At 45.7% G+C, this 20,225-nt stretch carries 16 protein-coding genes; 6 read left to right on the top strand and 10 right to left on the bottom strand.

The window, feature by feature from the left end; all coding sequences use genetic code 11:
• The first annotated feature begins 599 nt into the window (after positions 1-599).
• Positions 600-1,091 (top strand): hypothetical protein, encoded by a 492-nt coding sequence (locus tag QGP82_RS17440; RefSeq protein ID WP_163662591.1) that lies wholly within the window; start codon positions 600-602, stop codon positions 1,089-1,091.
• On the opposite strand, the gene QGP82_RS17445 is transcribed toward QGP82_RS17440, so the two are convergent.
• Both QGP82_RS17445 and QGP82_RS17450 read right to left on the bottom strand, forming a co-directional pair.
• Positions 1,024-1,755 (bottom strand): ComF family protein, encoded by a 732-nt coding sequence (locus tag QGP82_RS17445; protein ID WP_163697588.1) that lies wholly within the window; start codon positions 1,753-1,755, stop codon positions 1,024-1,026. The two genes, QGP82_RS17440 and QGP82_RS17445, sit on opposite strands and share 68 nt — an antisense overlap.
• A gap of 193 nt (positions 1,756-1,948) precedes the next feature.
• Positions 1,949-2,098, bottom strand: a complete 150-nt coding sequence (locus tag QGP82_RS17450; RefSeq protein WP_163662595.1) for a hypothetical protein — start codon at positions 2,096-2,098, stop codon at positions 1,949-1,951.
• 407 nt (positions 2,099-2,505) lie between these two features.
• Between QGP82_RS17450 and QGP82_RS17455 the strand changes: the two genes are divergently transcribed.
• The gene (locus QGP82_RS17455; protein ID WP_163662597.1) at positions 2,506-3,855 is read left to right on the top strand and encodes a histidine phosphatase family protein; all 1,350 of its coding nucleotides are present in this window, start codon (positions 2,506-2,508) and stop codon (positions 3,853-3,855) included.
• 28 nt (positions 3,856-3,883) lie between these two features.
• Positions 3,884-5,143 (top strand): dihydroorotase, encoded by a 1,260-nt coding sequence (locus tag QGP82_RS17460; protein ID WP_499060498.1) that lies wholly within the window; start codon positions 3,884-3,886, stop codon positions 5,141-5,143.
• A gap of 61 nt (positions 5,144-5,204) precedes the next feature.
• On the opposite strand, the gene lepB (QGP82_RS17465) is transcribed toward QGP82_RS17460, so the two are convergent.
• The 6 genes from lepB (QGP82_RS17465) to QGP82_RS17490 all read right to left on the bottom strand — a co-directional run bounded on the left by lepB (QGP82_RS17465) (position 5,205) and on the right by QGP82_RS17490 (position 12,553).
• Positions 5,205-5,756 carry a signal peptidase I gene (gene lepB, locus QGP82_RS17465; protein ID WP_163662601.1) on the bottom strand — a complete coding sequence of 184 codons (552 nt, stop codon included), beginning with the start codon at positions 5,754-5,756 and terminating at the stop codon, positions 5,205-5,207.
• Between the two features lie 59 nt (positions 5,757-5,815).
• Positions 5,816-6,364 (bottom strand): signal peptidase I, encoded by a 549-nt coding sequence (gene lepB / locus QGP82_RS17470; protein WP_163662604.1) that lies wholly within the window; start codon positions 6,362-6,364, stop codon positions 5,816-5,818.
• Positions 6,365-6,637: 273 nt separating this feature from the next.
• Positions 6,638-7,315: an HAD-IA family hydrolase gene (locus tag QGP82_RS17475; RefSeq protein WP_163697582.1), complete on the bottom strand. Its 678-nt coding sequence runs from the start codon at positions 7,313-7,315 to the stop codon at positions 6,638-6,640.
• Positions 7,316-7,472: 157 nt separating this feature from the next.
• Positions 7,473-8,669 (bottom strand): NAD(P)/FAD-dependent oxidoreductase, encoded by a 1,197-nt coding sequence (locus tag QGP82_RS17480; protein WP_163662610.1) that lies wholly within the window; start codon positions 8,667-8,669, stop codon positions 7,473-7,475.
• A 117-nt stretch (positions 8,670-8,786) separates the two neighbouring features.
• A complete protein-coding gene (locus QGP82_RS17485; protein ID WP_163662613.1) occupies positions 8,787-10,004 on the bottom strand; it encodes a glycoside hydrolase family 10-like protein in 1,218 nt (405 codons plus the stop codon).
• A gap of 593 nt (positions 10,005-10,597) precedes the next feature.
• Positions 10,598-12,553 (bottom strand): tetratricopeptide repeat protein, encoded by a 1,956-nt coding sequence (locus tag QGP82_RS17490; RefSeq protein WP_163697580.1) that lies wholly within the window; start codon positions 12,551-12,553, stop codon positions 10,598-10,600.
• 278 nt (positions 12,554-12,831) lie between these two features.
• Here QGP82_RS17490 and QGP82_RS17495 point away from each other — a divergent pair, with 278 nt between their 5' ends.
• Complete coding sequence (locus tag QGP82_RS17495) at positions 12,832-13,584, top strand: 5-formyltetrahydrofolate cyclo-ligase (RefSeq protein WP_163662618.1); 753 nt, start codon at positions 12,832-12,834, stop codon at positions 13,582-13,584.
• Positions 13,585-13,655: 71 nt separating this feature from the next.
• Positions 13,656-14,639 carry a glutathione S-transferase family protein gene (locus tag QGP82_RS17500; protein WP_163697578.1) on the top strand — a complete coding sequence of 328 codons (984 nt, stop codon included), beginning with the start codon at positions 13,656-13,658 and terminating at the stop codon, positions 14,637-14,639.
• A gap of 3 nt (positions 14,640-14,642) precedes the next feature.
• Here QGP82_RS17500 and QGP82_RS17505 read toward each other — a convergent pair whose 3' ends face one another.
• Positions 14,643-15,161 carry a LabA-like NYN domain-containing protein gene (locus tag QGP82_RS17505; RefSeq protein WP_006516329.1) on the bottom strand — a complete coding sequence of 173 codons (519 nt, stop codon included), beginning with the start codon at positions 15,159-15,161 and terminating at the stop codon, positions 14,643-14,645.
• An 853-nt stretch (positions 15,162-16,014) separates the two neighbouring features.
• On the opposite strand from QGP82_RS17505, the gene QGP82_RS17510 reads away from it, so the two are divergent.
• Entirely contained in the window at positions 16,015-18,435 is a 2,421-nt protein-coding gene (locus QGP82_RS17510; RefSeq protein ID WP_163662623.1) for a CHASE2 domain-containing protein, read from the top strand.
• Positions 18,436-18,604: 169 nt separating this feature from the next.
• Here QGP82_RS17510 and QGP82_RS17515 read toward each other — a convergent pair whose 3' ends face one another.
• A complete protein-coding gene (locus QGP82_RS17515; RefSeq protein ID WP_499060505.1) occupies positions 18,605-20,050 on the bottom strand; it encodes a FecR domain-containing protein in 1,446 nt (481 codons plus the stop codon).
• Between the last annotated feature and the right edge of the window lie 175 nt (positions 20,051-20,225).

Genomic DNA, 20,225 nt, shown 5'->3' on the forward strand with positions numbered 1-20,225 from the left:
TTAAGTTTCCCGAACCCCCAGAAACGATAACGATCTTTCTACAAAAGCCATCTGTGTCTGTACTAAAGAGTGAGGATAGATGATGATCTATCCTCACTTTCACCCAGAATTAGTATTGATAAATAGAAAATGAAAGTAAGCATTAAAAGCAAACCTCTGCCAATGAAACCAGACATTTTCTGTCAAAGCTGCAAAACTTTCAGAAAAGTAAAGCTCAGCCATGGGACTGAACAGTATTAAGCCAGCAGAGCTACTCACCATTAGGATCATATCCTCGCCACAGATAATATAAGAAAGTATGATGAATAAAAAATAGTCATCACTACGTTTTCTCGTATTGACAGAGTAAGGTCTTCTTCATCTATTATGAAAATTAAATATTAGAGTTATGCTAATTAGGTTTAATTAGGCTATTTTTCTATTGTCTAATAGAAAACCTAATCATCGTTTTTGCCAGTCATTATTCCCGCATTACTCGTTCTCAGGTGTAAATACCTAAATCAGTATTTAGGGAAATCAATAATTCTGCATTTCACGCTCTGATTTATCTGCCATAACAGGCTAAACGAACTGCTAATTTTCAGGTTCTAAGCATAATAATGGACATCCAAAAACGTATCACCCGCCAGCGCGTGAATCATATTGTTGATATCTATCAATTAGATGGCAATGATGGTGATACATTTGCAGACTATTTGGCCAAGCTAGTAGAGACTTATCCCCAATCTTTAATCGAACTTGCTCTAACAGAAGCTCTTGTCAAAGGTTGGTCTAAGGTGCCCATGCAAAAAGGTATGTCATTTATTTACGATGTTCATGAACGTCTTCGAACTTGGCAGCCTGATCCAGAATCATCGCCCCAATTACCCAGCGCATTTAAGCCCCCTCACGCTAAGTCGTTGGGGGTAACTTCTCTGGATGTGAAAACGGTGCAACCCAGTTCAATCGATCCTGCATCCATAGATGTAAAGCTGACACCTAGCCAATTTGAGCAAATTACAGGATTAGACGCGAGCCTGGTATTTAATGAGGAAGATCAGATCTTCCTGACCCCGCCAATGGGGACGATAAAATCGCTTGAGCAACGGTAGCAATGCCGACAATGCAATAACCAGCCCGCATCAAGGGAATAGCTGCTGTTTTAGCAGTGGTACCTGTAGTATAAATATCGTCCATGAGTAAGATGGGCTGTTGCTGGGATGGCAACTTCTTACCCAATTGGAATGCATCTATCAGATTTTTGTGCCTTTCGTGAGCTTTCAAATGATACATTGCCTCAGTGGCTTTAATCCGCCTCAGACCATTTTCTGCTAACGGCAGACCTGTAACACGACAAAATCCCTGAGCAATCAGAGCAGCTTGGTTATACCCTCGTTGATTGAGGCGCTGACGATGCAACGGGATTGGGACAACAACGGGCCGATGTGTCCCTTGAAGACCACTTTTTTTCCATTGCTGCCCTAATTGATAACCCAACCAAAGCCCAAGCTCAGCCTGGTTGCCATACTTGAGCAAAGCCAATAGCTGCTTGAGAACACCCTGATATTTTCCCCAGGAAAAGACTAATAGTGCTGGCTGTTTTGATGTAGCAGGCATCTGATGCATGGCATGAGCCTGGCCAGAAGACCATTGGCACGCACACATCTGCCCATAACAATCGGCACACAGAAGCGATGAAGCAGGCCGCTGACAAAGTGGGCATGGCACCGCTAGAAAAACCTGGGTGAGTTGGCTTAAAAGTCTAGGCAATGCCATGGCAAAAAGGGATGCGAGTAAAGGCCTCTACATGAAGGTGCCCTATAGTTCAGGTGCTCTACATATTTCTATATCAAAAGAAATTAGCTACTGCTGAATAGGAGAAGGGATTGACCTAGTTAGGATTGCCTTACCTATATCAGCATTATTCAGATTAAATCCTCCCGAAAGTCAGCAACGCTGAAATGATTTATCACTTCTGACGTACCTTGACGTTCTTCACTCGACCATCGGGATAAACCAAAGACATCGTATTATCTTGATGGGGCTCAGAAGAAGACTGGCTCTGGCCGTGATTTTGATCGTTATTTGCCAATCCTAAAAGGTTCTTTTTAGAATCCATACTGCTTATCTCAGGGACGTATATAGTTAATTGTTTATCAGAGTGAACAGGTATCATCAGGGTGAAACTATGGATTTTGAATGCCTGAATTTGGAAAATACTATAAAGACTCTGAATCCCTTTAATAGCAAGTTTTAAGCAAGCACCCATAGCACTTACTGTCATCGTAACGGCTAAAGATAAAGCTCAGAAAGACAAGTTTTTTAAGCTTGATAAAAGTTTTGTTGTCTTGAACTTATAACAGCTTCAAAAAACATGACAAGCATCAGCCAGAGATCTGGTTGGTTTACGCAACTTGGCATAGCACTCACTTGCTATCCAGTTTGAGAAATCTCCCATGGGTCAGTGGATATCACGTACAATCACACTGTTTGATCTAGCGCAGTAAATCGAGAGAGGACAGAACCTTGAAAACGCGAGTGATTGTGGTTCGGCACGGTGAAAGTACATTTAACGTAAAGCGTATTGTTCAAGGGCACCATGATGAGTCGCTCCTCACAGAAACAGGCGAAGCTCAAGCACGAGAAGTAGGCATATTTCTAAAGGGTATTGCCATCGATACTGTCTACTGTAGTCCCTTGAAGCGGGCAGCTCGCACAGCTGCATTAATCACAGACACACTAAATCAAGGTCATACACCGCAAGTAACGGATCTACTTAAAGAAATAAGCCTCCCCCTATGGGAAGCAATATCTTTTGCAGATATTGAAGCCAAGTATCCCGAAGAATATCAGGCGTGGCGACATCAGCCGAATGACTTCAAGATGGCCGTACCTCAAGCAAATGGCACTGTCAAAGATTTTTATCCCGTTCGGGCGATATGGCAGCAGGCAGCAGAATTTTGGCAAGGATTATTGGATAATCACCGGGGGCAAACTGTTTTAGTCGTGGCCCACAGTGCTATCAATCGTGCTTTAGTTGGCACAGCTATTGGTCTTGGCCCTGAAGCGCTGAACCGTATGTATCAGGCCAACTGTGGCATTAGCGTTCTTAATTTTCCAGGCGTTTGGGGAGAGCGTGCTCAGCTAGAATCCATGAACTCTACGAGCCATACAGGAGCCCCCATACCGACATTACGTCGAGGATTTAAGGGACCGCGACTACTGCTAGTTCGCCATGGTGAAACTGAATGGAACCGAGAATCACGCTTCCAGGGGCAGATTGATATTCCACTGAACGACAACGGTCGTGCCCAGGCCGATCAAGCCAGGGAGTTTCTAGCAGATGTTCCCATTGATGGGGCTATTTCTAGCTCCATGATGCGCCCAAAGGAAACCGCTAAAATTATTTTACAAAAACATCCTGATGTTTCCTTGGCGGTCACTGAGGGGCTATGGGAAATCAGCCATGGTCAGTGGGAAGGAAAATTTGAACATGAGATTGAAGCAGGATTTCCAGGCATGTTAGAAGCATGGCAGACTAAACCTGAAACAGTTCAAATGCCTGGTGGTGAAAACTTGCAAGATGTGTGGGATCGAGCAGTTAAAGCCTGGAATGAAATTGTTGCCCAGTATAGTCAACAGGAAGCTCCTCAAACTGTATTAGTCGTCGCTCACGATGCCATCAATAAGGCTATTCTCTGCTATGTCACTGGCCTCGGGCCCGAGACATTCTGGCAGTTTAAGCAGGGCAATGGGGCCGTTAGCGTCATTGATTATCCGGATGGTGTGGGTAGTAAGCCAATGCTCAGTGCTGCTAATATCACAGTCCACCTTTCAGGGAGCATATTTGATACAACAGCAGCGGGAGCGCTGTAACGCAAAGGTTTATCAGACCTGAGGAAACATGAATAGCTGGATACGACAGGTACGCATACTGGATCCGCTAACTCAGCGGGACCAGATCAGTGACGTGTTGATACGGGAGGGTGTCATCCAGGCAATGGGTGACTCCCTTGATGTATCTGGTGATGATGTGACGGAAATAAATGGCCAGGGCTGTATTTTGGGCCCAGGGCTGGTGGATCTGTATAGCCAGACTGGGGAACCGGGCCATGAGTCTAGGGAAACCCTAGGGCAGCTTTTGGCGGCAGCAGCCCAGGGAGGATTTACACGCATTGGGATCTTACCCAACACCACACCAGCTGTGGACAACCTGGCTCAAGTACAACAGCGGTTAGCTAACCAATACAACCACCAACCACAAATTTTGCCTTGGGCAGCCATTACTCAGGGGACTCAAGGTGGACAGTTAACTGACCTAATGGAGCTAGGTGAGGTCGGAGTAGTTGGTTTTTGTGACGGTCAGCCTATCACCAACGGACTGATGATGCAGCGCTTGTTGGACTATACCCAGTCGCTGCCATTACCTATAGCCCTGTGGCCTTGCGATCGCAAACAAACCGGTACCTGTCGTGATGGGGCCGATGCGATCCGTCTGGGGCTATCTCCCTTGCCAGCGACTGCCGAAACTATCCCGCTATCAGCCCTGTTAGAGGAGGTGGTTACGACCCAACGCCCAGTACATTTTATGCGCATTTCCACCGCTCGCAGCGTTGAACTCATTCGTGCAAGTAAAGCCCGTGGATTGCCTATTACGGCTAGTGTAACCTGGCTCCATTTACTGTTTAGCACCGCCGACCTAGACAGCTATGCACCTAGTTTGCGCCTTGAACCACCCCTAGGTAATCCTACAGACCAAACGGAGTTAATTAGGGGATTGGAGGATGGCACTCTGGATGCGATCGCAGTTGATCACTGTGTCCACACCTACGAAGAAAAAGCGGTTCCCTTTGGCGTCGCCCCTCCAGGAGCCGTTGGTCTACAGTTGGCCCTGCCCATTCTTTGGCAAACATTTGTCGCCACCAATCGATGGAGTGCCCTACAGCTCTGGAACTATCTCAGCCTGCAACCAGCCCAATGCTTAAATATTGAGCCCGCCCAAATACAAATCAATAGTCCAGCCAACCTTGTACTCTTCGACCCTAGCCACAGCTGGACCGTTAGTACAAAGAACTTAGGGTGTGACGTTATCAATTCCCCCTATGGTCATCAAACTATTCAAGGTAAAGCAAAGCATATCTGGCTACCCACCGTGGGACCATAGGGGTTTACTGGAGTAAACCCCTATGGTCTTGAACTCACCATTAAAAACTTAAAACTCTACCTTAATTTCGTTTGAGTAATCCCACTCGACCAGGCGGCCAAAACCGCACTACAGCTTTGCCAATGATCTGATCTTCTGGCAAAAATGGACGACTCCAAGCGTGACTATCGACACTGTTGTTACGATTATCACCAAAGACAATGTAGCTTTCTGTAGGTACAGTTTCAGGCCCCCACTGATATGTGGGTGGAGCTTTAATATAACGCTCATCAATGGGCTCGTCGTTGATCAATACCTTGCCATCAGTGACTTCTACGATATCCCCTGGCAGCCCAACCACCCGTTTGATAAACGCATTGCGAGGTTGGCCCTCAGGGGTTAGTTCTGCTGGGGGCCAAAACACAATAATATCGCCCCGCTCCGGTGAACTTAGGTGATAGCTAAGCTTTTCAACCACTAAGCGATCGTTCACCTGCAAGGTAGGCTCCATGGAGCCAGTAGGAATATAGCGAGCTTCTGCGACAAACTGACGAATTCCTAGGGCCAGCACTACGCTAAGCCCAATCGTTTGCAAACTTTCAACCCAAATATTATTAGTATTTTGATCAACCACAACAACTGGCCCCAGCGAAGTAGGGGCACCCTAGCACATCTGAGGAAATCATAATCAATTTAATTTAAACCACCAAGACGGGTGAGGGGCCAAAATCGGACAACGGCCTTACCAATAATCTGATCCTCAGGCACAAATGGTTCAGAAATATCCCATGCATGGCTGTCATAGCTAGCATTACGATTATCGCCAAGCACAAAGTAACTTCCGTCCGGAATGGTCAGTGGTGCTTGTTCATAGGTAGGTGGCGATTGAATGTAGCTTTCATCTAATGCATCACCATTGACTAGAACAGTGCCATCGACCACCTCTACCGTATCTCCTGGCAACCCAACAATCCGTTTAATAAACGCATCCCGTTTTTGCTCATCTGGCACAATTTCTAAGGGTGGCCAAAAAACGACAATATCGCCTCGCTGAGGTTCTTGAAACCGATAGCTAATCTTTTCAATCACTAGACGGTCATTGACCAGCAAAGTGGGCTTCATTGACTCAGACGGGATATAGCGGGCTTCTGCTACAAATTGCCGAATACCTAGAGCGAGAGCAATACTAAGTCCAATAGTTTGAAAACCTTCGATCCAGGGATTTTGTTGTTTTTGAGACACAGTTGACGACTAGAAACAGTGTAATGATGCTGACACAAGCGTAGCGTGAGATCAGGGGTAGAACGTATAAGTCCTTAAGCCTTAGGGTGAATCATTTATCCGCTAATGAAGGTAAAAATGCCCTCAATTTAAAGTTCCACACTCAAAACGCATTCGCTCCTAGTTTAAATTAACGATGACGTTGAGCCATCTATTTTTAGCAAGCTACCCCTTTGGCACACTAACCTGCTGGATCATAGTAAACTTAGGACGTTAATGCCAGTGGGACGGCTTCTAGGCCACAATGGGGGACTGTATTTGGTTCTGACTAGGTCTTTTTAACCAGATCCCACGTAATCCTGCGGATTGAGCCCCCTTAATGTCATCTTTTCGACTGTCACCAACGTGCCATGCGTCCTGAGGGTTACAGTCATGCTTTTGCAATGCCGTCTTAAAAATCAAAGCGTCAGGCTTAGCAGCCCCTGCTTCAGTGGAGATAGTAATCGTCTGAAAATATTGCTTCAGATTTAGAGCATCGAGCACCGCATAAATACGGGAATCAAAGTTAGAAATAATACCTAAGGATATCCCCTTACGTTGCCAACGCTTTAAAGAATTCACCGTGTCTTGATACACCATCCAGGGTGCAGCCGTAGCAAAATGTTGATACAGACCTTCAAAGAAAACTTCAAAATCAGAAAATTCCTGGAAAACGCCTGCTCGTTGGAATGTATCTTTTGCGATCGCTAACCACCACAAATACTCCTGATGGGGAATCTCAACGTCAGGGACACCAGGAAATGCCATGGCATTTGCAACAGCAAAGCTTCGATAAAATGCTTTGTCCAGTTCATGGGCTGAAGCTTGCACCCCCGCTTGCTGAGCCAGGGTCTGATACACCTCCCCCACACTACCTTTGACTCCAAAGAGGGTGCCGACGGCATCAAGAAAAATGACTTTAGGTATGGTCATGGGATAAGACGGGGCACTACAGAAAAACTTCCAAGGAATTTTGAGTTTTGAATTTGAATGATTGGGGGGACACGCTTTGCCAAGAATCCAACACCGTCGTTGGTAGACAACTCAACCCTAAAAATTCAACAATCAACCCCCAAAACTAAGACAAACCTTATGACGCTGACAACAATTCTCGTAAAGGTTGACTAATCCAATTCAGCCCTACTCGGAGCTGATGCTCAAACGTAGGCATGCGATACAAATAGGTTAAACGACGAACAATGTGAGCAGCTGTACCATCGAGTTTGAGCCCTAGCCCGGTCAGTGTTGCAGTATCGCTACCAAGGGTCATCATTTCGCCAAGATGCTGGTATCGAAACGGGAGAGGGGGTCGCCCAGTTAAGGCCGCCCAGATATTCCATGCGGTGTAATCAGCCTGTTGTAAGGCGGCCTGGGCCGTTGTCGGCACCTTATTACCATCAGCATCTTGGCCGTCTGCTAAATCACCCAAGGCAAAAATATGTCCCTGGTTAAGCAACTGTAACGTAGGCTGAATTTTGAGCTGCTGGTGTTCATTTTTATCAAAAGGCAAGCTGGCTATTAAAGGATTGACCTGATTGCCCACGGTCCAAAGCACCAAGTCTACCGGCAGAACATCCACCTGATCTTTATACTTTAAAGAAATAGTATCTACATCAATTTCAGTTACCGTCGTTTCATAATCGATCCAGATACCCTTATCGGTCAGAGCATCTTGAGCCGCTTTCTGATTGAACTCTGGAGAATTTTGCAGAATAGCGGTACCCCGTTCGACAATGCGCAGTCGACCTCTCTCACCAAGGCGTTCCGCCAATTTGCAGACGAGTTCGACACCACTGTAACCACCGCCTACAACCGCCACACGAATCTGATCGGCGTCAGAGGCTTCTAGTTCACGTAACCGTTCTTTGAGGGCATAGGCATCGCTGAGGGTGCGAAATGCTATCGCATATTCTTTTACCCCTGGAGCCATGTCCATGGGAGTTTCACCCCCCAGAGCCAAGACTAGATAGTCGTAAGGCAGTACCGCATCATCCTGCAAACACACCGAATTTGCGACAGCATCAATGCCAGAAACACCACTCTGATGAAACTTAATTCCTGTTCCTGCTAAGAGTTCGGCATAGGGTGGCGCAATTTCCCAAGTCTGGAGTTCATCGGTCACCAGCTCATACAGTAAGGGAGCAAACAAGAAGCGATCGCGCTGATCAACTAACGTGATTTCTGGCTTGATCGCTTTGTCCCATGGCAACTTACTCAGGGCCAAAGCGGTGTAGAGACCACCAAACCCTCCACCCAAAATCACAACACGTTGGTTTGATACTGCCATTGAGCTATCACTAATAGTGTGGGTTATCGGTTATTAGGATAACGTGGCTAGCAAAATTAGCGAGTTTGAGTTTTAACACCAAATGCGAATCTATTCAAAACTCAAACCCCATTACCCTTACTCACTCAAAGCACCAGCAGGCACCTCTGCGCTATACTCTGCCCGCTGCATGGGTGTGGCAAACAAATCCCTGAAACTAGCCTGACGGGTATCAGCCGGCTCAGGCGCATCCTCCCAAAGACTTTCGTAAAAGAAGAAAGCCATACCCATCCCAGCAGAACGAGCAGACTGGGCTTTAGCCTCAATCAAGCTAATTGGGACAGGAGAGTTACGCAGTCCAGTCAGAATACCTGCCGCTGTGGGAATAGTGCGCTGAGCTTCACGCATAGATGGGGTATAGAGGTGTTGGCGAAAAACGCCTAAGTTGTTGCGATAGATTTGCACAATCAGCTCATCTACTACCCCCTGGCGCACCCAGGTAAGCCAATCCTGGAGCTGCCCCTTATAAGCAAAGTCGTAGGGATTTGGAGCAACTGAGAAAACAATATTGCGGCGTCGAGCTTTAAGATCTGCATTCAGCGTTTTGACAAACTCTGTTAGCTTGTCGGCGCGCCATTTCACCCAGTGGGGGTTATGGGGATCATTAGGCACATCTCTATCCGTTTCCTCTTTATATAAAGCACGGGTATAGCTGTCATAGCCAAAATTTACCGGCAAAATAAAGTGGTCATCAAACTGAACACCATCAACGTCGTAACGACTGATCAGCTCCAACAGCATGTTAGTAATAAACTGCTGCACCTCAGGTCTAAATGGATTGAGCCAAACCATATCGCCACCCTCGCGGCTCATATCTACTCGACTCCCATCTTGTTTTTGGGTTAACCAGCTGCTATGCAACGTAGCCAGTTCGGAAGTAGCTGGAGCCATAAAGCCAAATTCAAACCAGGGGATGACTGACATCCCTTGAGCATGGGCCTCAGTTGTCAGCTCCGCCAGAATGTCGTAATCCTGGATGCCACGCCGCACAAAATGCTGAATGCCTTCCCGTCGGGCTGTACCACTATCAAAGAAGGTATAGCCGCCATTCCAAACAACAGGATAAAGAGTATTGAAATTAAACTCGGCTAGTTCATCAATGGCCCTGTGGAGCTTTGGGCGATCGATCAACACATCCGTATCGTTGGTGGTAAGCCATACACCACGAATTTCTTGGGGCACAGGCCTGACTAACGCCATTGCCGGAGTTAATAATTGCAGAGTAATAGCAGCGAAAAACGATAGTCCAAAGAGTAGAATTGACAGCGGCTTCCAGCGCCAGGTGCATGAGTCCATAATCTTTCAGGCAGCATCCAAAGAGAGGGCTTTTACTATTCCATAGGGCGGCTTGTACCCATGGATATAGCCGATATACTTTTAGTTATTCATGAACCTGCCACTTGTTTCAGAACATCCTAAAAGTCGTCAGCATGAAAATTCTACAGCTATTGCGACACTGAAATTTCAAGTTTTGGGTAAGAAGACCACCTAGCCCAGGCAAAATACAATCCTAGCCATAGAAGATATCGTTCAAAGGAAAACTCATATAATCACAGGCAGCCAGGTCCAACTATGTCTCATACCAAATCCGAATTCATTAAACTCGATTAACAATGGACAATCCTGTAGGGGTTACTCCCTGGTGGATGCCCTGTGATACTGAACGCTATCAGTCAGGATTTCGTATCCTAAATCCATATCAAAAAATCATAGAACAGTCTCACACAAAGTGTGAGACTGTTCTATGACCATCTTAAATTGTTGTTATTTTGCCTCAAACGAGCAGTTGTTTTTCTCTCAAATAGACCTTGTTAAAAATGGTGTATCCATTGTGGCATCTATCTCAAAGAGATAGATAGAGGTGTTTGAGAGAAAAACAACTACCCATATCATTTGCGTGCCCCAAACCCCAACTGGCGTAGCAGTGGATGCTCTTTCACCATGGGCAACACTTCTTGGAACCAAAGACGAGCCATGTCTTCTTTTCCTTGCAACATCAGTAAACGACTTCGGGTTAGCAGCAGGCTAACTAGCGCATCTTCGGTCAAACAAGAGCATCGCAGCACTTCATTCAAAACCGCTTCAGCTGCATCCAAGTTTGTTTCTTCAAGATAGATTTGTGCGATCGCAACGCGACTATCAATATCCTCAGGATACTCATCAACAATCTGCTGAGTCACCTGACGCGACTCGATTAACCGTTCTTGATGAGAATAGGCTAGTGCCAGATTATTGAGTAATACAGGATTGTTAGGCTCTATTTCTAAGGCTTGTTTCAAATACACCTCAGCCGTTTCTGCTGCCTTAGCAGACTCCAGCGCGATCTTCTTCAACGCCTTATGCAATAATTGCTCGGCCTCAGGTGACTGGAGAACAACCGGATCAGGCACAATCTCATAAGTCGCCAGTAGCGGATTTCTGTGCCATTCACCATAGAGCCAGATTTTTGGTACTGTCAGCTGGTGCCGTTGTGCAAAATAGGATGCCATGTGATATCTCTGGGACTCACTACCGTCAGTGCCAGCAACAAATTCATTAACAGCTGCAACATGGGCTTCATTGGGGCAACTCTTGGCAATGATCATGGCTAACATCCGTGCCCTTGGACTCCCTCGCTTAAGCCAGACTGGCACTAGCTCACTAATAAATGGATAATCTGTTAATAGCGTCTCAACGGTCGCTATTAGAGCGGGCTGGGGCGTACGCTCCGGAGTCATGGCAATGGCCACCTGACGCAGGTCTTGATAGGCCCCATTCTCTACCCAACTGTTGAGTTCAAACGGCCAAGGCCCCTCCTTAAAGGTAGATGTCATATCAAGGTCATCCAAGTTTTCCTTAGCTACCGCTAAGTCTGGATATAGTTCTAGTGCCAGGTTCCACTGTTTTCTAGCAGCTTTGACATCCCCTTGACAGACAAGCGCCACGGCTGCCAAATGGTGAAATAGACCTGAGACCAAGGGTCGATTGTCTTTTTCTAAATCTGGGGGAACGGTCGCTAATAAATCTACGATGGCCGCCATATCATCTAGATAGGCTAAAGCCTCGGCTTTACGGGTCAGATCATCCAGATCGGTGCTGGAATTAGCCAACAGTTGGGACTTATGGGTTTCAGCTTCGGTAAAGTTTCCCCGCAAGGAGAGAAATCTGATTAGATTAGCTCGTAAAAGAATGCTGTCTGGGTGTTGTTTTAATTGAGATTGTAGCGTTGCGATCGCATCCTCATACTGATCATTAGCCAGGTAGGCTAACGCCAAAATGTTGTACCCAGCCAAAAAATCAGTGCGTTTTTCAATCAGAGACGTTGCCGATGTAATCGCTTTGGCCGCTTGTCCTGTTTCCGTATATGCCCGAGCTTGCTCGTAAAGTAGACCCACTTCCCAGTCATCGGGATTTTTTAGCCCCATAGAGTCTAAAACCTCTGATAAATTGGGTTCAATCATGGCTAAATGTTCTTTACCCTCGACGCTACCTGGATGATCAGGCCAACGCTCAATGGCATATCGATATTGCTTTATCCCCAATAGCGGGTAGTAATTGAGAACATAAGCATAACCCAGCAAAAAATTGACCCGTGCATCGTTGGGCTTAATGGCTAAAAAGTCTTCGCAGGTGGCCTGGTACTGTAGCAGATGCCCTAACTCGTAATGCACCTCTAACAAATAGGCTAATATATCCAAATTATTAGGATGTGAAGCTTTCAGACGGATAAGAAGAGAATGAGCTTCTAGCCACTGTTCTCGACGAAGTAAAGCCTCTACATGGGCTAATTCGGTTGTTAATGATTGACTGCCAAAACCACGGCTGAGTACGGTCTGTTTCTTTTTCTTCTTTGCTTTCTTCGCCATCGGGAATCCCCAGTAGATTCATCCACATTAGAGTCAAGCTATCCCAGTTATCCAAAAGATTTAGAAAACATTTAGTAAGGCGTGAACGAGTTTGAAGTTGTAGGTTGCAGGGAATTGCTCACGCCAGGCCCTCTACAGGAAACGAAACGTTCTAGAAACTTCAGCCATTGCTGAGCCACATTCAGAGTTGAAGCCTGACTTAATGTTGAATAAGCTTAATGTTGAATCAGGTATCAGCACGTCAACTTTTATTGTCTTTCTCCTCTCCTCCCGTTGCCATGTCTACCTCAACTTGGTCCGGTCGCCACACCGGCAAAGATACACTGCGGCAACACATCTGGGCCACACTCAAAATTCACAAGGCGACTCGTCGCGATCCGGTAGGTCACATTCCCAACTTTATTGGAGCTGGCATTGCCGCTGACAATCTGGCCAACACGGACCTATGGCAGCAGGCTCATGTGATTAAATGCAATCCTGACTCTCCCCATACAGCTGTCAGACTCAGGGCATTAGCTGATGGCAAAATCCTTTATATGGCAGTCCCTCGACTATCTCGCAAAAAGTGTTTTGTTGAACTCACAGCAGCTGCCCTTGCAGCAAAAGGAGTTCCCCTGAAGGCAGCGGCTTCTATGGGAGGAGCCATGGCCCATGGGCAATTAGTGTCCTTTGTCGAAATGCAGCCCATTGATTTGGTGGTAGTAGGCTGTGTAGCTGTAGCCATGAACGGCGGCCGTACAGGTAAAGGCGCAGGATTTGCCGATTTGGAATTAGCCATGCTGCGGCAGTGCCAACTCATTTCAGAGGAAACCCCCATTGCCACCACCGTCCATGATTTACAGCTGGTCAATGCCGCAGACCTGCCGATGCAAGCCCATGATTGGAGCCTTGATTTGATTGTGACGCCTACGCAGTGTTTCACGACCGAGAATCATTATCCTAAGCCCCAGGGTCTAGATTGGGATACAATTCAACGGGATCAGATTGCCAGCATTCCGATTTTGCAAGCCTGGTCGAAACAACTCGATTAAACACCGAGCTATAAATAGGGTGGGTGGTGCTCACCTGCACCTACTCACCTTCTGTAGACTCTCTTCTTCCCATGGCTCTCCCCCCCAGCCTGTTGATCCGTACTGCCAAAACGATCTGGACCACACTTTGGCGCACTATGATGTCCCAAATGGCCCCGAGCGATCAAGGAGGAGCCTATCAGCGACCTAAAAGTGAGTTTTGCGATCGCATTCCATCTGAACACTTTCCACCTGAAGCACAACGTTATCGCCTCATTGTGGGTATGGGGTGTCCTTGGGCCCATCGAACTCTAATTGTTCGCGCCCTTAAAGGGTTAGAAACCGCTATTCCGATTACAGTGGTCTCTCCCTCCGGTAATGAAGGCTGTTGGATATTTGAACAGCCCAGCCAAACAGACTCTTTAGGCTGCCGCACCCTGCCACAGTTTTACGCCAAAGTTAAGGCAGGTTATCAGGGACGTGCTACCGTACCAGCCCTATGGGATAGCCATACAAGCACCCTTGTTAATAACGAAAGTGCCGAGATTATTGAAATCTTGAATAGTGCTTTTAACGCTTGGTCAACCCAGCCTGACCTCGATTTATATCCTGACAAGCTCAAAACAGACATTGACCAATGGAATACTCGCATTTACAACACAGTCAATAATGGAGTTTATCGTTGCGGCTTTGCGCAAACCCAAACCGCTTATGCAAGTGCCTGCAATGAATTATTTGATACCTTAGATACTATTGACCAAACTCTAGCCCATCAGCGCTATCTCTGCGGTCATCAGTTAACGCTAGCTGACGTGCGCTTGTTCACTACCTTAATTCGCTTTGATATTGCCTACTATTGTCTATTTAAATGCAATCGCCATCGTATCGCCGAGTATGAACATCTCAGCGGTTATGTACGGGATATTTACCAACTTCCTGACATCGCTGCCACATGCGATATCAACGCCATTAAACGAGACTACTTCGGCAATCTATTTCCTCTAAACCCAGGGGGCATCATCCCCCTAGGACCAGACTTAGAAAACTTGAACGCTCCCCATGGACGAGGGAATTAGCACCTAATCCTTCTCGATGTAGCGTCTGACTGAATTTAGATCAATGTAGCGATCGGTTGCATTACGTAATTCTCGAGCAATCATACCTTCAGTCGACACTACCGTAATGTGAGTATTTTTAGAGCGCAGCAATTCAATCGCCCGCTCAAAATCACCATCGCCACTGAACAAAACAACTCGATCATATTGAGCCGCTGTATTGAACATGTCAACGACGATTTCAATATCTAGATTAGCTTTTTGGGAATAACGCCCAGAATTATCGTCATAATATTCTTTCAAGATTTTTGTACGCACCGTGTAGCCAAGACTAATGAGGGCATCACGAAAGCCACGCTGGTCTTGAGGATCTTTGAGACCTGTATACCAAAAAGCATTGATTAACGTAGACGGAACTGTTTCATGGGTAAAGTACTCAAGGACGCGCTTAGGGTCAAAAAACCAGCCATTCTTCTGCTGGGCATAAAACATATTATTGCCATCTACAAATATAGAAAGTCGACTTAACGGTTGCGTATGCATAGAAGTAAAAACAATAACAATAACTGGAAACTAAATAGCTATAACCGAAGGTAAATAGTCGGCTCAACCACTTAGTAATAGTCCAGAAACAAATATAGAAAAGCAACTATACGGTTGGACTCAACTGTCCGTGATCTGTACGTAAGCCTTAACGTCAGGAAAGATACAGAATATAGCCCAATAGTAGGTAATTAAAACCAACTTATGTAGAGCTTGAAGGTGACGATATATAAATAATCAAAACTGTAGATGGACTTGATTGATGCAACTTTAATTGACTAGACGTTTTTTACTTGCCTCATATGTAGAACACTTATAAAAATTCATAGAGCTTTATATCCATACCTTTTCAATTAGAATGCGCAATTTCAGCACATAAATAATCATCGCTGTATGGAACTATTTACGGCAAACAATGACAATCATCTAAAAACGCTCTAATACTTAGATAAGTCATGGCTTGAGCTAAATCTTTAACCTCGTTTTAAAGGGTCAAGTTACTACTATAAGGCAGATTTGACTATCATGCGGGGCAACCAAGAATTCCTCTAACTTTCAGCAAATCCTACTAGTGACACAGACCTACCCTTTAAAACATTCACGTCAGTACAAGAAAAATCGCTAGTACTCTCAGTCAGAATAGACTACTAGCAATAGCTTCAAGCTATTATGGTTCTAGATTGTTCGATGACCGTAATACTATCCCACAGTTTATGTAATTTTATACACCATGATTTATAAATACTGAAATTATTCAGATTGAACTACCTCTAAAGGTAGTCCCTAGTTTCATTCAGGTTGCATCATCTACTGCTTTGATTTGTACCGTGTCTAAATACCCACATTTATACGAATGAAACAAGATGGGGCAGATATCACAGCTACGCTGACATCTCAGGATCGTCTGCGTCAATTTATACCTACCATCAATTTTGCACAGCGATGGCGTGCTTGCATAAATGGCCTATTGATTGGGACAACTGCACTAGTGACTGGGCTAAGTCCTGGATTTGTTCGTTCATTAGAGCATCAGGGGCAGGCATTGATGTGGGAATTACGAGGTGAGATCGCAGCCCCAGATGACATCATTATCTTAGCTATAGATGAAGAATCTTTATCCCAAGGGCAACATTTTTTAGATCAGCCTGAAGCATATCCAGAATTAGCAGCCATAGGTTCATGGCCGTGGCCACGGGCGACCTATGCTTCAGCAATAGACAAAATTTTAAACGCTGGCGCAAAATCTATTGCTTTAGATATTGTCTTCGCATTACCCAGCAGCTATGGTCCTGAAGATGACAAAGCCTTTGCTGAAGTTCTAGCTGATAAGGGGTCACAGGTAGTGTTGGCTGCAGAGTATGGTGATATCGATCTGCGGCAAGGCTCATTACTACAACCAACGTTACCCTTGCCAGACTTTCGAGAAATGCCAGTTCAAGTTGGTGCAATTAACTTTATCTTGGAACCTAACGGCAAGATTCATCGTCTCAGCCGTGAATTTCTTAAAACACTTCAGGTCGTCGAAGCAGAACTCTTAGGTGAAGATTTAGTTCTAGAAAGTAGCTCAGACCCTTCAGTTTTAAGCTTTGCCGAAGCTACCTTAAAGGCATCTCAAGTTGACTATACCAACAGTAGTGGCGATCACATTTTCTTTCATGGTCCGGCAAAAACCTTCCAACATATTCCTTTTTGGTATCTGTTAGATGACGAGCTGTGGAAATCTCAGTTGGATAATGGTCGTTTTTTTGAGGACAAAATTGTTCTCGTAGGCTCTACAGCTTCACTACATCAAGACTTTCATGCAGCTCCTTTTTCTAAAAGTTGGTTACATTCTACGCCTATGGCTGGGGTGGAAATCTTAGCCAACACTGTTGCAACGCTCAGAGATGACCTGGCACTATATTCTCTGGTGCAAAGCCCCCTACCCAGTGCTTTAATTGTGGCTGGCTGGTTAGGAGGAATGGCCATAGTCATTGGTAGAATCTCATCTCGAACACCATTTCGCCGACTGGTGGGAGCTACTGCATCGGGCTTGGCTTGGGGACTCGTAAGTTTTGTTGTCTTTACGACAGGAGGCATTTTTGTTCCCATTGCCATGCCAATTTTAAGTGTATTGGGATTTGCCATGGCTGACTTTGCCATTGGCTTCTTTAGTGAGCAGCTACAGAAAAAGACATTACGTAGCACCTTGGCACGTTATGTAACGTCCCCTATTGTTCAAGAAATTATTAGTCAACAAGATGACTTTAAAGATTTGCTGGCGGCCCATGAGAGTGAGATAATTGGCACTCTCTTAAGCGAACGTTATCGCATCAGTAAGATTTTGGGTTCAGGTGGATTTGGCGACACATATCTTGCAAAAGATATGCAGCGTCCTGGCAATCCTATCTGCGTCGTCAAACAACTAAAAATTGTTAGTGATAATCCCAGAGCTCACCAACTAGCCCAACGTTTGTTTGCATCAGAAGCTACCACCTTAGAAAGGTTAGGTGAACACGATCAAATCCCACGCCTGTTAGCGTATTTTGAATCTAATTATTCCTTCTATCTAGTTCAAGAAATGATTGAAGGGACATTACTCAAAGATAAGCTCAATCCACAGCGGCCAATGTCACAGCGCTCAGCCGCCCAGTTTTTACTGGATTTATTGCCAGTCATTCAAACAGTCCATGCCCAGGGCGTTATTCATCGTGACATCAAACCATCCAATATCATCTCTCGCAATAACGATCAGCGGTATGTTCTAATCGATTTTGGCGCTGTCAAACAAATTTCTAATCGTCTCACGGATACCAATGCTCGCATCACTTCAACTGTTGGCATTGGTACTCAAGGCTATATGCCCAGCGAACAATCGGCTGGTTTACCAAATTTTAGTAGCGATCTCTATGCTCTGGGAGTAACAACGATAGAGGCCCTCACAGGGTTACCCCCCCATGCACTTCAGCGCGATTCTCACGGAGAAATTATCTGGACCGATAAAGTCCCAGGCTTAGATCCTGGTCTGGCTAACGTTATCGATAAGATGGTGCGATATGACTTTAACCAAAGATACGCAACAGCTCAAGCTGTTCTTAAGGATATCCGAAAATTAAAGCTAGAGTTTTTATCAGAAGCAGCCCCTGAGAAAGAAATTCCTGCTCAAAGTCTTCCTGAAGATGACGAAGAAGCTAAGCTATCTACGGTCATTTTGCCAACCGATTGGAACCAAAACTATAAGCTACCCAATGCAACTACGGTGCTGGATAAGCAGGATGAGTTAGATGTTGGTTAATTTTATAGCCACACAGAATTACGCCGCTCCATTCCACTCAAGCACATTATTAAGTAATTAATACTCAAAATTAAAGGCTTTTTCTTAAGAATGCTGAAATAGCGATTTTGTCAGTACGATTCATCCCCATCCATCAGCAATGGCGAAAAAATATTGCAAACTAACAATATCAATTGACAGTTGAGCCATCAATTGAAAAATTGGGCCCCTGCAAGACGTCAGGATCGTTAGCACCAGAGGGTTGTTGCCAGTTAAATTCTTCAGAATCCACAGGTACCCGATCAGGTTCTAAATCAGGTGTTACGACTTCTGGCGGATTAGTGACCACTGGCGTAGTCGGAATTTCAGGCGTAGGCTTGGAAATCGGAGTTGAGGGCACCTCAGGCTGTGTCGGTGTTGAGACAATTGTGGGCACTTCGGGTTGCGTTGGCGTCGTTGGTACCGTTGGAGTAGAAGGTACCTCAGGCTGTGTCGGTGTTGAGACAATTGTGGGCACTTCGGGTTGCGTTGGCGTTACCGTTGTTGGCACCTCCGGAGTCGCAGGAGATGACACACCTACAGTAGGCCCCCCCGATGAGATACCCCTATTTGTATTATTGAAGGCCTCTCTTACAATGGCACTAGTTACAGTTGTGTCAACTTCTCTTGGCACCTCAGTGACCGTCACCGTAGCAGGATCCTCTGATTGAGAAGTTGCAACTTGCCCACTTGTGCCGTGGAAGGCAGCAGCAGGTGAAGATGCGAACGGTGGGAAATCAACAAAAAAATCGTCTCCTGCGGTTTCATTTAGCTCATCATGAAAAGCATTGACGACTGGCGCAATAAAACCAGGGTTCTCAACTATTTCTTCCACTAAACCCTGATTATCAAAATCTCCTTGAAGTTCTAGAGCATCCTGAATCTCTTGCCAGACTTCCTGAAGCTCCAAAGGCAAATTGGCAGGAGGAGTAGAACTATCAAGTTGCAACCCCTCTACTAACCCACTTGTCTCGTAAAAAGTTTTTAAATCAAATTGGTGCCGCTGGGTGATGACATCACCCTCAATGACCACCACTTCTCCTGCATAAATAGGCTGCTGTTGAAAGCCGCTTCCACTGTAAGCAACCATGGGACCAGCAGGATTGTTAGTTAGAGCTCCAACTAAAGTTACAGGAGATGGACAGTGGCCTTCAGATGACAGTTCTGCTAGACAACGCACACGAACAAATAAAGCAGAGCCCTGAATCCCGGTAACTGCATTGGGCGTTTGTATAGTGGTGCGACCACGACCGGGCGGAATCAACAATAGGACAGTCCCATTAGACAACTGAAAATTACGGGTATTGGGAGTGAATCGAAAGGTAGCTTGCTCGCCAACCCGCGCCAGAGAACCATCGTTGAAACTTAGCTCAGCTCGCGATGATGCAGCTGTACGAAGAGCATCACCCACACCCATAACGTCCGCAACTCTTGCACGTCGGGCATTACGATTATTAGGAATAAGGTGTACCCGGTTACGCAATCTCTCAACCTTAGCCCAAGTAAGAGTGGACTGAGCTAAAGCGGCGCTTGGCAGCCCAAAAATTAGAGCAGCACCCAGTAAAAGCGAATACCAGCGAGCAGAAACTTTGCACATAGTGAAGCAAGGGCTAATGGGCAGAAGTACTGGGCAAATACACCGGGCAGAAGCTTTTCCTCTGCTCCATTAGTAATAGTACCTAACTTTCCAGCATCATGGCCATAGTGTATTCATACTTTCTTTAAATTGCTACCCAAATTTTGTAATTTACCTGGTCTTTATCCTGATTGTT

Source organism: Leptothoe sp. LEGE 181152, from assembly GCF_032906605.1.
GTDB lineage: Bacteria > Cyanobacteriota > Cyanobacteriia > Phormidesmidales > Phormidesmidaceae > Leptothoe > Leptothoe turfae.